This is a genomic window from Zhongshania borealis (assembly GCF_039539625.1).
Classification (GTDB): Bacteria; Pseudomonadota; Gammaproteobacteria; order Pseudomonadales; family Spongiibacteraceae; genus Spongiibacter; species Spongiibacter borealis.
Genome location: NZ_BAABDM010000003.1, coordinates 141680 through 158768, shown reverse-complemented (window position 1 = coordinate 158768; position 17089 = coordinate 141680). Strand labels below are relative to the sequence as shown.

Genomic DNA, 17089 nt, shown 5'->3' with positions numbered 1-17089 from the left:
AGCCTTTGCTGTTATGAATATTCTTCTAGTAGAAGATGATCTTGATCTGGCAGCCACCGTGGTGGACTTCTTTGAACTGGAGTCCACCATCTGTGACCACGCCGCCAATGGTGTAGCCGGACTCAATCTCATTCAGCAAAATGACTACGACGCGATTATCCTCGATATCAACATGCCGAAGATGAATGGGCTGTCGGTGTGTGCGTCAATGCGTCAGGAGGGAATCGATACCCCAGTACTAATGCTCACGGCCCGCGACACCCTTGAAGACAAACTTGAAGGCTTTGCATCCGGTACCGATGACTACCTAGTCAAACCCTTTGAACTCAAAGAGTTATTGGTCAGAGTCAATGCACTCGCCAAACGCCGCAGTGGTCAAGTCGAGAAATTTCATATCGCTGATTTGGCGATCGACACGCGCCTAAAGCAGGCCGTGCGCAATGGCGAAACACTTAAGCTGTCGCCCACTGGATATAAGATACTAGAAGCTCTTGCTCGGCGCAGCCCTGCGCCCGTAAGTCGCGAAAAACTTATCCACGCAGTATGGGGCGACAATGTACCTGACAGCAATAGTTTAAAAGTTCACCTGTATAATTTACGTAAGCTAGTCGATCAGGATAATAATAAAGCCTTAATTCAAACCATCGGCAGTCAGGGCTTCGCCTTGCGCTCGCCCGCTGATTAGAGCAAGAATAAATGCAAACACGAAAACTTGGTCTAAGTCTCCGCCTCTACGTTTTACTCAGCTTACTGTTTCTTATCTCCAGTATGGTCGCGCTATATTCAGTGGTAACCGTGCAGTATTTTATTCAGGGTTTGGACACCATCACTCGCAAAAATATGATCGACGTAGCCAAAGCCGTGAAACTGGACGAGAACGGACGTGCAACACTACTCGACTTTCAGATCAGCGACGACTGGGCAAAGGTACCAGCGCTTGTTAGAGAGCACATCAGTGAACCGCCAAGCCAACCCTATGAATTCAAAAAATTTATTATACAGCCCAGCATATTTTCCAAACCTGTCGCTGCCTATTTTGTAACTCAAGCCATAACCGCAGATGGCAAGCTATGCTATATCTCTCGCCATTCTACGCGTAAAACCTTTGAGAAAATGGCCTTCACTCGAAAAATTAACCCTGTAAGCGGAGCATTATTTACAGCCATCGCAGTACTTCTAGTGTTTGGCACACTCTTACTATTAATCCTGCGGTCTGTCGCAAATCCAGTTGAAGCATTGCGTGACTGGGCAAAAAGCTTAAACCCCCAGCGTTTAGTCCAAGACCCGCCAACATTCCGCTATAGCGAACTCAACACCCTCGCGGAGCTCATTCGCAGTAGTCTATTGTCAGTACAACAGTCACTCGAACGCGAGCAAAAATTCCTCCGTCACGCCAGCCACGAGTTACGCACTCCCATCGCCACCATCAGCAGCAACATAGAATTACTGAACAAAATTCACCCTAATCCCGAAGCCAATGAAAAACGTATTATCGACCGCATTGACCGGGCCAGCGCGACCATGCGCCATCTTACTGAAACATTGTTGTGGCTGAGTCGCGAGGACGGAACGCAATTGCCAAAACAGGCCACGCGCTTAGATTCTCTGATTCAACAATGTCATCAAGAATTGCAGTATCTTTTGCAGAACAAAGCCGTGACTGTGCATATTGATACCAAGGAGGCCACTCTCTCGCTACCGGCTATCCCCACTAAAATTCTCTTGGATAACTTAATCCGCAACGCTTTTCAACATACCCACGAAGGTGAAGTCCGCATACACCAAAGGGGCAGCCGCGTCCGTATCAGTAATCGCGAAACAGAGCCCGACAAAGCGTTGAACGAAGACCTGGGTTTTGGTCTGGGACTGGACTTAAGCCGTAAGCTAGCCGAACGTTTTAATTGGACATATCGCAATGAGCACAACACGCTAGGTCACGAGGCTGAGATCGAATTTCGCTAAGTTCGGGTACACAGTAGGCGCAGGATACGAGCTCGCTATACCCGCAATATTAAAATCCGTAAACTAGCGCCACACACTAGTGAGCAATTAGGATGACTACAGGCTTATATCCGCGCTCGACCAGTATTTCGACAGTAATCAACACTGAGTCCGTGCATCAAATCTACGTTGAAGCGAGTGGCAACCCTCAGGGTATACCGGTGGTTTTTCTGCACGGCGGCCCAGGATCAAGCTGCAATCAAAATCATCGCCGCTATTTCAATCAGGAACATTACTACATAATTGCCTTTGACCAGCGCGGCTGTGGACTCTCGACACCAAAAGGCGAGCTTAGCGACAACACCACCCAAGACCTAATTCACGACATTGAAGCTATTCGCCAGCATTTCAATATTACGCAGTGGCTAATATTCGGCGGATCTTGGGGCGCCTGTTTGGGTTTACTTTACGCGCAGGCCTTTCCTCACCGCGTTAGCGGCATGATCCTGCGCGGCTGTTTTCTAGGCCGGGAACAGGATCTATTTTGGTTTGCCCAACAAGGCGCCAGCGCACTATTTCCCGATGCTTGGCAAGCGTTTATCCAAGACATTCCAGAAGCCGAACAAGCGGATCTGGTGAAAGCATTCTATCAGCGCCTGCATCACGGCGATCACACCAGCCAATTAAAATATGCGGGGATTTGGTCAGATTGGTCGAGCAAAGTCGCCACTCATAACCTGAGTTCCGGTGCATCAGCAAGGGTGCCGGATGACGCGCTTATTTTGAAAGTACGGATAGAGACACACTATGCGCTACATCGCTACTTTATCGACGAAAATCAAATACTGAACAATATCGATAAACTCCCCAAGGTACCGGTCACCATTATTCACGGTGAATTAGACCGCACCTGCCTATTAAGTGCATCACAGCAACTGTCGGCCAGCATTGCTAATAGTGAACTGATCGAACTCGCCAACACTGGCCATTTAATTGAAGAAAAAAACATGATCGACGCACTCGTGAACAGCACCGACCGCTACGTCGAGATGTTACAATACACGGCCGAGACCGCTACTAAGTAACGGCAATCCCACGACTTTTGAAGAATATACCCACAGACTTTGCGCTGCTAATCTTCGCGCAAAACTTTTAGCGAGATGTGCACTATGGAAAACATCGTTATTGTTGGTGGCGGCGCCGGTGGTTTGGCACTTGCGACTCAACTCGGCAATAAATTCAAACGCAGCAAAACCACACAAATAATCCTAGTCGACAAACACCCTAGCCATATCTGGAAGCCTCTCCTTCACGAAGTTGCAGCAGGCTCACTCGATTCCGCCTTTGACGAACTCAACTACCGCTACCATGGTAAGAAAAAGCATTTTAATTTTCTGCAGGGTAGCTTAGAAACCATAGATCGCGAACAGCAAAATTTAGTATTAGCCGCACGCTACGATGAAGACGGCGAATTGATTACCCCAAAGCAATACCTTCCCTACACCTATGCAGTGATTGCCATTGGCGGCATTAGCAATGATTTCGGTGTACCTGGTGCGAGAGATAACTGCTATTTCTTAGACGACAAAGCCCAAGCCGAACGTTTCCATCAACATTTATTAAACCAGACCGACCGCCTCAGCTGCGAATCCTTAAATGGCGACAAAAATACCGCCGAGCGTAAAGATCCGGTATTACGTATTGGCATCGTTGGCGGCGGCGCCACTGGAGTAGAGCTCGCAGCCGAACTACAGCACACTGCCGCAGGTCTGTCGGGCTACCAGCGCAATGCGGCCGCTAAGGTAAATTACAAAATCACCTTGATTGAAGCTGGCCCGCGTATATTACCCGCACTTTCTGAAAAACTCTCAAAAGCCGCCACGCGTACCTTGGAAAAAATCGGTATTGAAGTACGCTGCGATACAGGCGTAAAACACTGCTCAGACGAGGGCTTCACAACCTCAACGGATGTGGCCATCGATTGTGATATTCGTGTCTGGGCCGCCGGTATTAAAGCGCCACCGCTGTTAGCCGAGATTCCAGGTCTAGAATCAAACAACCGCAATCAGCTACTGGTTTTACCCACACTCCAATCAAGTAACGACGAGCGTATTTTTGTGATTGGTGATTGCGCCAGTTGCGCACTCCCGGCCGGCGGCTTTGTACCACCCCGCGCTCAAGCCGCGCACCAAATGGCCAGCCTCGTATATAAAAACCTCCTGCGTAGCCGCCGCAACAAGTCCTTAAAAGATTTTCGCTACCGAGATTTTGGCTCCTTGGTATCGCTTAGTAATTACAACACCGTCGGCGGCTTAATGAGCGGATTTGTTGGAAGTGAAATGCGCATTGGCGGCCCCATTGCGCGCCTAGCGTATTTATCGCTCTACCGTATGCACCTATTGGCAATACACGGCGTTTTCAATTCCTTGCTCATTGCGCTGGCCGGCCGCATTCACCGGGCGATCAAACCGAAACTTAAATTACACTAACGCAACAAGCACTCTATGGCAGCGACTTATAAATTCAGCCGGCCGCTGCCTTATGTTGTCGTAGACTAAGACTAGAAATCAGGGCGTGAAACAAGCATTGAGATCGCTAAACCAATACCTGCCGTGTACTCGCAATATAGTGATGAACCTGCTGTTCCGTTTCAGGATCGACATATTCAACAGGGCGCCGGTCATTCGGGCAAGGCATGCGCGGGGTAGTGCCAAACAACCGACATATTAACGGCCGCTCGCCATACACAGTACAACCGTTGGGGCCTAAGTGTACGCAGCTAAGCTCACCCAAGGCCGCTTCATGCTCGGCGTCTGTCTTCACCGGCAAGCGCGACATCTCTTCCGACGAGGTCGTTACCGGCCCGCAGCAGTCGTGACAACCCGATACACATTCAAAAGATGGGATACGTTCACGCAGGCGCGCGATAATATCTCTATTCTGATACATATAATTCAGCCTCCTCAGAAGAATCCGCCGCGAGTTCACACTCTTCGTCTCTGAGTGTAAGCACCTCATAAGCGTCCGCGGTCACCGCGATGGTGTGCTCCCACTGCGCCGACAGCTTTTTATCGCTGGTCACCACAGTCCAACCATCCTTTTTGGTTTTCACCTTTGCCCGACCCTGGTTGATCATGGGTTCTATGGTGAAAGTCATGCCCTCTTCTAAAAGTAGCCCCCTACCGCGCTGGCCATAGTGTAAAACCTGAGGCTCTTCGTGCATTTCTCGGCCAATACCGTGACCGCAGTATTCGCGAACGATGGTGTAGCCATGTCGTTCCGCATACTGCTGAATGGCGTGACCGACATCACCTAGCCGAGCGCCGGGTTTCACTTCTCTGATGCCCGCCCACATAGCGTCGTAAGTGACGTTAACCAGACGTTTAGCCTCTGGCGCCACATCACCAAATAAATACATTTTACTGGAGTCCGCAATAAAGCCGCCCTGCTCTAGGGTGATATCGACATTGACGATGTCACCAGACTTCATCCTTTGATTACCCGCAGGAACACCATGACACACCACATTATTCACAGAGGTATTGAGGGCGTATTGATAGCCATACTGGCCTTTGCTTGCTGGCCGTGCACCCAGGCTGTCGACAATATAACGTTCAGCGAGGTCATTAATCTCCATCGTAGAGATTCCAAGCTCCAACTGCGTGTCCAAATAACGAAATACCGACGCTAGCTGCTGCCCCGATTCACGCATTACCTGCAATTCTGCTAGGCTTTTTAGTCTAATATCAGCCACCGACAATCTGCCGTGTCTCGACATTGGCGCGCTTCATCTCTTCATTCACAATCTGCGTAAACGACATGCTCGGATTCGCCTCGGCGAGCATCCCCATTTTCATCCAATATTCAGCTTGAGCATTGATTGAACGCACCATAACTGCACTGGCTTTACGAATCTCTTCATGCAGCTCATCACTTATTTTCACAATACCCATGACCAACCTCAATATACGGTTTATATACGAATTGTATACTCCCAATATGTCAGCGGCAAGTTGGGAAAACAGTTTTTACAATGAGCAAGGCGCTCTGGAACAAATATACCCATGAACTTATTCCACTCTAAGCCGATACAATCAACAAAATCCGCCACACACTTTCTGCCGTACAAACATCTATAACACCTAATAATTTTGGCCAGAACGCTTAATTCACGGTAGCTGCCGGTATACAACGCGAACAATAGACCGAAACCACCCTTGGACTGATGGCGACAGCAATCTTGACACTGTCTACATAGCGCGTTAACCTTCACAAACTTGACACCGTCTAGTTACGAATTCTGACTCAAAAAAATCAATCGGAGACCGTTGGCATGAGCCTATACCCAAATATGTTAAAACCGCTGGATCTCGGCTTTACCGTGCTGAAAAATCGCGTGATTATGGGCTCTATGCACACAGGGCTAGAAGAAGCTGAGAATGGTTTTGAGCGCATGGCTGCCTTTTTTGCAGAGCGAGCGCGCGGCGGTGTATCGCTAATTGTCACCGGTGGCTTTGGCCCCAACATACGCGCAGCGACCCATGAGCACACTAAAATGCTGCGTAGCGAAGAGGACTGTGTAGGCCATCGCATTGTTACCGAAGCAGTACACGCAGAAGACGGAAAAATCTGTCTGCAGATTCTGCATACCGGACGTTACGCGTTTAACGAAAATCCCATCGCACCGTCAGCTATCCGTGCTCCTATTAATGCATTTACCCCGGAAGCAGCCAGCGTCGATCAAATCGAAGAGCAGATTCAGGACTTTGTGCGCACTGCGGTGCTAGCCCAGAAAGCCGGTTACGACGGCGTCGAGATCATGGGTTCTGAAGGCTATTTCATTAACCAGTTTTTGGCCAAACGCACAAATCAACGCGAAGACGAATGGGGTGGCGATTACGCAAACCGTATGCGATTGCCCGTTGATATTGTGCGCCGTGTGCGCGAAGCCACTGGCGAAAACTTTATCATTATTTATCGTTTGTCGATGCTCGATCTTGTTGAGGGCGGCAGCAGCTTTGACGAGGTAATGACCTTAGGTAAGGCAGTTGAAAAAGCAGGTGCAACAATCATCAACACCGGCATCGGCTGGCATGAGGCGCGCATTCCAACCATCGCCACCAAGGTTCCTCGCGCCGCGTTTACCTGGGTTACTGCAAAATTCCGCGAAGGTCTAACGGTACCTGTAATTACCTCAAACCGTATTAATACACCCGAGGTTGCCGAGGAAGTATTAGCGCGCGGCGACGCCGACATGGTCTCTATGGCGCGTCCCTTCCTTGCCGATTCTGACTTTATCATCAAGGCCGCAGCGGGTCGCAGCGACGAAATTAACACCTGTATCGGCTGTAACCAAGCCTGCCTCGACCACATCTTCAGCGGCAAATTAACGAGCTGTCTGGTGAATCCCCGCGCCTGCCACGAAACCGAACTGACTATTTCACCAACAAATGCTCGCAAAAATATTGCAGTGGTTGGCGCAGGTCCTGCTGGACTCGCTTTTGCCTGCACAGCAGCAGAACGCGGCCACAGCGTCACTTTATTCGACGCGGCTAGCGAGATCGGCGGCCAATTTAATATTGCCAAGCAGGTTCCGGGTAAAGAGGAGTTTAATGAAACAATTCGTTACTTCTCTAAACGCCTAGAAGTAACCGGCGTTCAAACGAAGCTCGGCGTAAAAGTTGATCAGCAGGCCTTAAACGAAGGAAATTTCGATGAGGTTGCTCTAGCGACCGGTATCGTGCCCCGCATGCCACCTATCGCCGGTATCGATCACCCGAAAGTCATGAGCTATCTAGACGTGATTCGTGACGGAAAAGCTGTTGGCAAAAAAGTCGCCATCATTGGCGCCGGCGGAATCGGCTTTGACGTTGCTGAATTTCTTACCCACGACAGCGACGCGAGCACAAACATTCAAACCTTTATGCGCGAATGGGGTGTGGATATGAGCATGCAAGCCCGTGGCGGTATAGAAGGTATGAAAGCAGAATTAGGTGAACCATCCCGCGAAGTGTATTTGCTACAACGCAAAGCCTCCAAAGTCGGCAATGGCCTTGGCAAAACGACCGGCTGGATTCACCGTACTGGCTTGCAGAAAAAAGGCGTTAATATGATTCCTGGCTGTGAATACCTAAAAATTGATGACGCCGGCCTGCACATCCGCGTGGGGAACGAAGAGTCTGTGCTCGATGTCGACAACATCATCATTTGCGCCGGCCAAGAGTCACTCACTGAGCTGAGCGAAGGTTTAAGCATGCCTTACCACTTGATCGGCGGTGCACACCTTGCCACAGAGCTCGACGCAAAACGTGCCATCGATCAGGGCACTAGAGTAGCCGCAACGATTTAAACTGCAGTGCTTGTGCAGAGGCGGCATCGTGTTCGCCTCTGTATCTTTTTCCAATCAAGCTATCCGCACACAGCCTCTTATTGCTCTTCTCAGGCGACGACAAACTACTCCGCTATGGCGTAGCCAAATTGACCCCTGGCGACATATAAATATCATCGTAACGTACACCACCGTTGCCATACGGTGCATCTACTGGCCCGGTATTACAGATGGCCATAAATGAGATAAGTGGCTCCGCCCTCGCCATCCGAAAGTCAGCCCCTGTAAATACCTTCTGCTGGCGCGGAAATTCACCTCCACGTAGATATAAATCAAATGTTTGACCACCATCATCTGCGGGCGCGTTATTGACCACATACCACATCTCATACCAAGTATCGGTTTGCATCTGCCGCGCACTTTCACCGGTAACAGGATCAATGATATTCGCGTACTGCTTAAATCCCTTCGACACCATCAAGGCACCCGTATTTTGGATACCATTGGATTCAGCTTTATCGGTAATACGAATCATTGCTTCAAAAGCATCATAATTAAGCTCCGCAATTTCCGACGCCGTTTTATTGCTTAAACCAAAGGAATGATTATTAGGAAAGTATTCAACGCTAACGCGAGTATAAAAGGTATACGTTTCCCCGACTTTAACCGCCACTGGCAGAGGCCGCGAGCTTAGCGCTTTACGATTTCCAACTACCCCATCCGCCGCCGGCTTTTTGATCATATAGCGATTCCCAGTTGCGACATCAGTTCGTATTTCGGTTATTTGCGGCGTCTCTACACGGGGCTGGGTTTGATTGTCTGGATCGGCTAAAGACCAAACTTGAATTCCTTGGGTGTTTTCAAAATTATCAATTTCTATCCAATCAGCAGCGTTCGCCGTTAACGACGCTGCCAATACAATGGAAATAATCAGCACACTGTTCCGCATAGTCATCAATACGAACCTCAATCCTCTAAAAAACATCGTACGCCAATTTACAAACACCGCGGCGTACCACAAGTATTACAATAGCAAGACGTGCTATTGCTCTGCGCGCGAGGGATACAATTCGTAAAGAATCCGCCGCAGTCCTCGTTCAACTTCCGCGCGCTCTGTCGACTCAATAAAACCAATTGAAAAGGTTTGCGGTGTATCCAAAAACTTTTCCTTGCCGCTGCGACCAAAGCCTAACACCGTCATATAAGGCCGACTAACATAATCATCAGGATACTCGTCGTCCTCATGATGCAGTATGTAGAGCATTCGTGATGATTGGACATCGCCAAAGGCATACCACTCCGGCGCTGGCAGGTCACCTTTAAAGGGTTCATCAATTAAATGAGATTTGTTATCGACAGAAGCATACCAGAAATCATCTTTATCCATCTCGCCCCCAGGAACCCCTTCATACTGCACCCAATATTGATGGCCTTCACTGACTTCCGTCATGGTAAAATCGCAGCGGTCAGGATAAAAATCCCACTTACCCTGCCATTTACCATTTCCTGACGTGAAAATTATTTGCACATGATGTGCTTCCTCTATTGAAACAACAGACGTCGATGGGTCAGTTCCCGCATTGATAGCATGAAAATAGCTGCCATCCTGCTTGTGTATTGCATTGGGAAAACCACGATACTCGCCCTTCCAACCAGACCCCACTTCCGGCTTAAATCCAATCCAATCAACACCGTCCCTATCGATCATGCTTGAAAGTCCACCACCTTCCTTCTCAAGGAAAAAAGTCGCATTCGCGACACTGATAATATAAGCGGAAACTCCACCGGCCGAGTCATCGACACCATGCGCCAAACGCACCGTCTTTTCAGATGGGACCACCGCACATGCGGACACCAAGAACATAAGGGTGAACATTAGAAGGATTAACTTTTTACCTTTAAACATAACATTTACTCACCATATAATTATTTATTGAAAATACTGAAACGTATTCATTACCGTCATTTCAAATACAATAACGGCTCATGCAGATCCTCCTGTATTTGTAAAAAGGAATTGTCTTAAACAACTCTTCCGCAGGAATCATTGCAAATGCCCAAAAAACAGAAATATCAAAATATAGAACTAACACCGCACAAAGGGGAATCGACATCACCCACTGGGTGAAGAAATGAATTTTTAGAACACGTGCGCTTTCACCTAGAGCCCTCAGAATATTACCGGAAACCGTATTGTAGGCACGAATAACGGGCAGCATAATATACAGCGGCGCAATAGTGGCTAACGCCAGCTGGGTTTCAATTTCAATATTGGGGTAGATATATGGCATACATTGGCTGAGTATAAAGAAGACCACCGCGACCAACATCGACATCAAAATTCCCACTCGCATGCAGTCGTTAACAAAGTCTCTTAGCTGGCGTGCATTTACCGTCCCCAGGGCTTGACTGATACTAATTGCGCTAGCCTGAGCCCAAGCATTAGTAAATTGTGTTCCTGCTCGCAGCCAAGGAAAGATCAGCGTAATCGCAACAAATGAAAACAATTCAAGCTGTGCATACAGTAATTGGTATACCGTCGCCCCAACCGACAAGACAAAGAAATTGGCCGCAATAGGAAATATTTCTAGAGACTGGAGCCGAATTTCAGTCAGAAACCGACGACTCTTGGGGTAACGGAGATCCACTTTGGCGTCTATTTTTAGTGAATAATAGAAGTATATAGCACGTAAAAGCACTGCAAAAACACTACCCCAGGCGGCACCATCAACACCAATACCCTTAAACGCGGAAAGACCGTTTATTAATATATAACTCACCAACACATTCACAGGCAGCTCAATTAAGAAACCTTTAAGGGCCACCTTGGAACTCCCACAGCCATTACAAAATGCCGTGCACACTTGCGTATAAGCAGTAATCAGAATCACGTATTTGCTTATCGACATATAACTCTCAACCAACGGCGAAAGCGCTATATCACTAGTAATTGCGGCGACAATATCGCCACTAAAAACACTAATTAAGACGAAAAACAAAAATGCTGTTGCCACATTGATAATCAAGCCAACCCAATAGGCAACCGCAAGATCGGCTTGATTTTGTCTTCCGTACGCGCGCCCAACAAGCAGTTGAATCCCGTTGGCGATAGCCACTTCGATACCCAAAGCAAAAGCGACAATCGTCGCAGCGATACCCATCGCGGCAACGGGGAGCTCGCCGAGTGGCGCCACCAAAAGTGTGTCGATCATTAGCATCGATTGAACCAATAAGGCATTGACTGCCAGTGGCCACGCTAACGCGAAGTTACTGCGCATACCATCATTGGATTTCACTAGGATAAACACCCTTTTACTGAGCTTTCACAGCTCGCCCAAAATGCGCCAAGTATGTCTAGCCAACAACAGACAGAGACCATCGGCGAGCCGCCACACTATAAATAACAACTCGTAGTGTGGCAGCAAAGGCCTAAACCGCAGCGGGCCTCTTTTTCATCAACGGTAGCGTTGAGCTTTTCTGCAATAATATGCCAATTGTCAGAATGATGGTTGCGCAAATGACGAACATCAATCGACCCCACAATGGATTCGGTATCAAGCACATCAGCATTATCGCTGCGCCCATTATCATCACCATCAAACCTAACTTATGGCGCTGCTGACTATCGGCCTCTCCTTGCAAATCATCGGCGATATAGGGTGTTTTTAGGTCTTCAAAAAAGCGCTCAGTTTCTGCTCTATTCTTATCTGCAGTTTCATTGTAGAAAAATGAGGTAGCGCAGAAAAATCCAGCAGTAATAAACAAATGGCCGCCAATCGTTAGGATAATATTCATATCGACGGTTTCACGATTAGTGAGTGACTCAATCCCCAGCATTGCTGCAAATACATCTGCCGTAAAAACATTCATCACAAACCATGAAACAAAGAAACCGACTGCAACCGTCGCCCAGGATGCCCACGGCGGTGTTTTCTTAACAAAAATCCCAAACAATAAGGGCACGAGCAATGGTACTTGCACCATTGTCGACACAGACATCATTAACTCAAACAGGCTAAGTTCTTTGAGGGACGCAAAGAATAAAGCAGCAGTGATTACCAAAAGACCACTTATAAAACTAATAAGCTGACTAATTCGCAGTAACTTCGTATCGTCTTTGATCTTGTTCCGCCGAGCCAAAAACGGCTGGTATATGCTTCGAATGAAAATACCGGCGTTCTTGTTCAAGGCTGAATCCATCGACGACATAGACGCCGCGAAAAGTGCCGCCATCAGTAGGCCAACGGTCCCCGCCGGCATAACAAGGCGAGTAAACTCTAGGTAAACAGCATCTTCCGCTTTGTTGCCGAGGTCCGAATAAGCTGCCGCAGCATCCGGATACAGGGATGCCGCCGCCCAAGGGGGGATAAACCAAATAATGGTACCAATGCCCATTAGAGTCATTGCCAGCAAAGAGGCTTTACGGGCATTTTCGGAGTCTTTTGCGGTTAGAAACCGAAATGAATCATGTAGATTCATAATCGTAATGATTTGCTTCGGTATAAAGAACAGAAACGTACCGACCAGTATCATGGTGTGATTCATATTCGGACCGACGAGGAATCCCCCCGGGAAATTGCGAACCATCTCTACTGGGCCACCTACTTTAACCAATGCCACAATAGCGCAAGCCACGGAGATTACAGCAACCACCAATGTCTGCACGAAGTCAGAGGCGACTACGCCCCACGCCCCAGACAGCACCGACACAAAAACCACCGTCAGTCCTATGACAATAATGGTTAAGGTGATATCTGCACCAAATACCGCACTGGTAAAAACCCCTAAAGCATTTAGCCATACACCAGCGTTAAGGAAGGAAAATATAATTAGCGCCCACGAGAAGAAGAGCTCATTACCGTGACCAAATCGCCGCCGAACAGCTTCAGTCGGCGTATCAACTCGCATCTGCCTGAAGCGATGAGCGAAAAATGCCCAGCCCACAAAGTACGCAAAGGTATTGGCAATATAAACAAGGGAAATAGCAAAGCCATCCGCGAAAGCCTTGCCGGCGGCTCCAGTGAACGTTACGGCGGAAAATTGCGCCATGAATGCCGTGGCGCCAACCATCCACCACAACATCCGACCACCGCCTCGAAAATAATCACTGGTCGATTTTTCTGCCATTCGTGCAAACACGGCACCAACGGCAAGGATCATGACAAAGTAAACAGCGATCACAATATAATCGTAAAACATGATTTTACCTATCTATTGCAGATGACTTACATCTGTCCAGTTATTATTATTTCTGATTAGGTCAATGAGTTGTTGATACTGACTGCCTTCCTTGAACGATGGGTAAGGGGTATATGGTTCACCACTAATATCTTTGACGAATTGCCGAGCTAAGTAATGCCAGTTCCGCTCAGTGTCGCCAGATATATCTGGCAAATCGTCAACAATATCTTTGGGTATCGGTAGTTCTTCCCAGGTTTTACTATCGCCCCAGTAAAACAAAGGGCCCATGCCGTAATGGCCCTTGATATAAATCGCACCTTTGGTGCCATGAAAAACAATATGATTATCATCAAAATTAGGCGTTAGCCCGCCGTGCTTAAACAAGGCTGACACAGGTTTCTTCGCAAAAGGGCTTTCTAACTGTGCAAGTACTGTGTACGACCACTCGACATTGCTCTCGCCCCACTTCAACGCTGGGTCGTTCAAATCCTTAGGAATAAAATCTCGTCGTGTCTTGAAGTTGTGCACACCCTCTACAATGGGGGCTCGACCGAGGTCATCTCGCACCTCCCCCATGATCGATAGAATTTTTTCACCAACCACAGACGTGACAATCGAGATCATATGAGTGAAATTATTATTCAGGCGACCACCACCCTCTTCCTTGCGATGGGACCAACCGAAGGGAATGTCCCGTTCCAGGTTAAAGTGCGATATACACTCAACTTCAACCGGCTCCCCGATCGCGCCACTCGCCACCAGCTGCTTAGCGTGTAAGATATGCGCCATATACCGAAAGCTCGCCGCGAATGCCGTTTTAACCTTTTTCTGCATCGCCATTTGGTATAGCTCGGCAGATGTTTCACCGCTGTCGGTAAGCGGCTTGTCACTGAATACATGGCAGCCAAATTCTATCGCTTGTTTAATCGCATCATAGTGTGCCCCGCCGGGCGTCGCGATCGAGACGATGTCCGGTCGGCAGGCTTGCAATGCCGCTTGCCAATCTGTGCTCGCGTAGGGAATAGCCATTTTTTCTGCAACGTCATTCAGCACGCTGGGCGTTCTGCCAACAATACCGACTACCTCAGCGCCAGCACTCCGGAATGCGTCCGCATGCCCTTGGCCTGCAAATCCGGTCCCCAAAATTAGCACTTTTAATTTAGCGTCCATTTTTCCTCCTGTTAAATTATTATTAAATCCAAGCGCTATGTAACTACCAGTTCCACATAGTGCCGTCTTCCAAACGACTGACTGGCAAATATGAGCGTTTATAAGGAAAGGCTTTAGCAGCCTCCTCATCAAATTCAATACCCAGACCCGGCGCATCACTGAGATACGCCATACCATCAACGATTTCCGTGCGGTGTTGAAAAATTTGGCGTAGATTCTGGTCGCCAAAGCCAACAAACTCTTGAACACCAAAATTAGGTGCCCAAGTATTCAAATGCATATGTGCAGCAAAGCAAATAGGTGACAGGTCTGGCGCGCCGTGGGGTGCCGTTTTAACGTTGAAAATACTGGCAAAATCTGCGATTCGCCGCAGCGCCGTTATGCCACCGGCATGTGTCGCTGCCACCCTAATGTAATCAATGAGTTGGTTCTGAATAAGGTCCTTACAGTCCCAAATGGTGTTATAGGTTTCACCAATAGCGAGTGGTGTGGTGGTGTGCTGCCGGATAAGCTTGTAGTTCTCTTGATTCTCAGCCATTGACGCATCTTCAAGAAACATTAGATTGTAAGGCTCTAGCAACTTGCCCAATCGCGCCGATTCAATTGGTGTGAGCCGGCTATGAACATCGTGAACAAGCTGCACCTCATTCCCCAGACGGCTTCTAGCACGCTCAAATAAATCGACGATCATGTTGAAATATTTTTGCGTAGACCACGCTTCTTCAGGAGGGAGCGGACGACTACCTTGCATTTCAAAGTAATCTTTCTTGTCACCCAACACACCGTAAGTGACCGCAAGCCCCGGAATGGCAGATTGCAATCTGACGGCTTTAAAGCCTGCAGCGACATGCTTCTCAGCGTTGTCTAGGGTGTGCTCAATATTCTCGCCATTGGCGTGTGCATACAAAGTCACGCCTTTGCGGCTCTTGCCACCAAGCAACTGATAAACAGGGAGTCCAGCGACTTTACCCTTAATATCCCACAGCGCCATATCAATGGCGGCGACCGCCGCCATATTGATTGGCCCTTTGCGCCAATAAACACCGCGATATAGATACTGCCAAATGTCTTCTATATCGTGCGCATTTCGACCGATTAAACAGGGGATAATATGCTCTTCTAAGAGCGTTACAACCGCCTGCTCGCGGCCATTCACCGTGGCGTCGCCTACACCATAAACGCCTTCAGACGTAGTGACTTTGACCGTGACAAAGTTTCTACCAGGGCAGCACACAAACACTTCAATCTTATTTATTATCACTTAGCAAGACTCCGGAACTGCGAATATAAATCGATTTACTAAATCGGTTTAGTTGCTTAAGTTACCATAGTAAGGCAGTATGTCAACAGGTTTAAGAAATCATCAATTCAACGCAGAACACACTGAATGGCAAAGGTAAGACTGGTCGATGTAGCAGCCCACGCTGGCGTGTCCAAGAGTACGGTATCGCAATATTTAAGTGGGCGTTTCGACTATATGTCGAAGGAAACAAAGGAGCGGGTTCAACACGCAATTGCAGAACTCAATTACGTTCCAAACACCATCGCACGCAGCTTAAAGACCAATATAACCAAGACCATTGGCATCATTGCACGTGATGTCACGGGTTTTTATACCAGCAGGACAATACGGGGCGTTGACGACTACTGTAAAAGTAGCGACTACAACGTATTAATCTACAACACAGATTTTGACCCCGATAAAGAAGCCCAGGCACTCAATAATCTAAGACAAATCAATGTCGACGGCATTATCATTTCACCTTCGGGCACAAACACCAGCCTAATAAACCATTTTGTTGAACAGGGTTTGCCAATCGTCCAATTTCAGCTCGAGCACGATGGCACTGAGAAAAACATTATTCTGTCGGATTACAAAAAGGCGGCCTTTGATGCAACCGAGTACTTAATTCAACTTGGTCATCGCAGAATTTGTTTCGTCACCCAAGAATTTAACAAAGTGAAGTCGCGCAAAGATCGCTTTCTTGGCTATTGCGCCGCATTAAAAGCACATGGCCTGCAATTTGATGAAAGTCTAGTGCAGTACTGGCATCGCGAAGAAGGCTTTATTAGCTCACCTCTGGCCTTACTTGATCAAGAAAATGCCCCTACCGCTTATTTTACTCAGCACTTAGCGATAACCTCAGACTTACTCAAGCAACTCAATCAAACAGATTTAAAGATTGGCGAAAACATTTCGCTAATTGGTTTTGAAGACCTGCCAATGGTCGAATTTTTCAAAACGCCAATTACGGTGATCAAAGAAGATCCCTACAATATCGGCATGGAAGCTGCCAAATCATTACTTACGCTGATTCAAGATAAAACTGCGCCCGCTAAAAAGCTTGTCTTACCCTGCACGCTAACAATCCGCGAATCGTGTCATAAGGTAGTATAAACCGCCGAGGTTCGCCCAGTTTCCATTTGTTTGAAATTAGGGCGAGCGAGTAATCCTGATCAAGCCTAAGG

Annotated in this window: 15 protein-coding genes; 6 read left to right on the top strand and 9 right to left on the bottom strand. The window is 47.9% G+C overall.

Features of this window, described 5'->3' with window-relative positions; translation table 11 throughout:
• Window positions 1-13: 13 nt before the first annotated feature.
• From ABD836_RS10060 to ABD836_RS10045, 4 genes are all read left to right on the top strand, one after another.
• Complete coding sequence (locus tag ABD836_RS10060) at window positions 14-685, top strand: response regulator transcription factor (protein ID WP_344935320.1); 672 nt, start codon at window positions 14-16, stop codon at window positions 683-685.
• Window positions 686-696: 11 nt separating this feature from the next.
• Window positions 697-1962, top strand: coding sequence for a sensor histidine kinase (locus ABD836_RS10055; RefSeq protein WP_344935317.1), 1266 nt, complete (start codon window positions 697-699; stop codon window positions 1960-1962).
• Window positions 1963-2054: 92 nt separating this feature from the next.
• A complete protein-coding gene (pip, locus tag ABD836_RS10050) occupies window positions 2055-3026 on the top strand; it encodes a prolyl aminopeptidase (RefSeq protein ID WP_344935314.1) in 972 nt (323 codons plus the stop codon).
• An 84-nt stretch (window positions 3027-3110) separates the two neighbouring features.
• Window positions 3111-4430, top strand: a complete 1320-nt coding sequence (locus ABD836_RS10045; RefSeq protein ID WP_344935312.1) for an NAD(P)/FAD-dependent oxidoreductase — start codon at window positions 3111-3113, stop codon at window positions 4428-4430.
• Window positions 4431-4536: 106 nt separating this feature from the next.
• Here the strand turns inward: ABD836_RS10045 and ABD836_RS10040 are convergent, their stop codons facing one another.
• Genes ABD836_RS10040 through ABD836_RS10030 form a run of 3 tightly spaced genes read right to left on the bottom strand, consistent with a single transcriptional unit; the run spans window position 4537 to window position 5894 of the window.
• The gene (locus tag ABD836_RS10040; protein ID WP_344935310.1) at window positions 4537-4890 is read right to left on the bottom strand and encodes a YkgJ family cysteine cluster protein; all 354 of its coding nucleotides are present in this window, start codon (window positions 4888-4890) and stop codon (window positions 4537-4539) included.
• Window positions 4877-5695, bottom strand: coding sequence for a type I methionyl aminopeptidase (gene map, locus ABD836_RS10035; RefSeq protein ID WP_344935308.1), 819 nt, complete (start codon window positions 5693-5695; stop codon window positions 4877-4879). Before map ends, ABD836_RS10040 begins: the two co-directional genes overlap by 14 nt.
• Window positions 5688-5894 (bottom strand): ParD-like family protein, encoded by a 207-nt coding sequence (locus ABD836_RS10030; RefSeq protein WP_344935306.1) that lies wholly within the window; start codon window positions 5892-5894, stop codon window positions 5688-5690. The genes map and ABD836_RS10030 overlap by 8 nt, the downstream gene beginning before the upstream one ends.
• 380 nt (window positions 5895-6274) lie before the next feature.
• On the opposite strand from ABD836_RS10030, the gene ABD836_RS10025 reads away from it, so the two are divergent.
• The gene (locus tag ABD836_RS10025; protein ID WP_344935304.1) at window positions 6275-8290 is read left to right on the top strand and encodes an oxidoreductase; all 2016 of its coding nucleotides are present in this window, start codon (window positions 6275-6277) and stop codon (window positions 8288-8290) included.
• A 112-nt stretch (window positions 8291-8402) separates the two neighbouring features.
• On the opposite strand, the gene ABD836_RS10020 is transcribed toward ABD836_RS10025, so the two are convergent.
• The 6 genes from ABD836_RS10020 to manD all read right to left on the bottom strand — a co-directional run bounded on the left by ABD836_RS10020 (window position 8403) and on the right by manD (window position 15881).
• Window positions 8403-9224 (bottom strand): hypothetical protein, encoded by an 822-nt coding sequence (locus ABD836_RS10020; protein ID WP_344935302.1) that lies wholly within the window; start codon window positions 9222-9224, stop codon window positions 8403-8405.
• A gap of 87 nt (window positions 9225-9311) precedes the next feature.
• The gene (locus ABD836_RS10015; RefSeq protein ID WP_344935299.1) at window positions 9312-10175 is read right to left on the bottom strand and encodes a hypothetical protein; all 864 of its coding nucleotides are present in this window, start codon (window positions 10173-10175) and stop codon (window positions 9312-9314) included.
• Between the two features lie 61 nt (window positions 10176-10236).
• A complete protein-coding gene (locus ABD836_RS10010; protein WP_344935298.1) occupies window positions 10237-11565 on the bottom strand; it encodes an MATE family efflux transporter in 1329 nt (442 codons plus the stop codon).
• Between the two features lie 133 nt (window positions 11566-11698).
• A complete protein-coding gene (locus tag ABD836_RS10005) occupies window positions 11699-13468 on the bottom strand; it encodes a sodium:solute symporter family transporter (RefSeq protein WP_344935296.1) in 1770 nt (589 codons plus the stop codon).
• A gap of 12 nt (window positions 13469-13480) precedes the next feature.
• Window positions 13481-14620: a Gfo/Idh/MocA family protein gene (locus tag ABD836_RS10000; RefSeq protein WP_344935293.1), complete on the bottom strand. Its 1140-nt coding sequence runs from the start codon at window positions 14618-14620 to the stop codon at window positions 13481-13483.
• A gap of 43 nt (window positions 14621-14663) precedes the next feature.
• Window positions 14664-15881: a D-mannonate dehydratase ManD gene (gene manD, locus ABD836_RS09995; protein WP_344935290.1), complete on the bottom strand. Its 1218-nt coding sequence runs from the start codon at window positions 15879-15881 to the stop codon at window positions 14664-14666.
• Window positions 15882-16007: 126 nt separating this feature from the next.
• Here manD and ABD836_RS09990 point away from each other — a divergent pair, with 126 nt between their 5' ends.
• Window positions 16008-17018 carry a LacI family DNA-binding transcriptional regulator gene (locus ABD836_RS09990; RefSeq protein ID WP_344935288.1) on the top strand — a complete coding sequence of 337 codons (1011 nt, stop codon included), beginning with the start codon at window positions 16008-16010 and terminating at the stop codon, window positions 17016-17018.
• Window positions 17019-17089 lie beyond the last annotated feature (71 nt).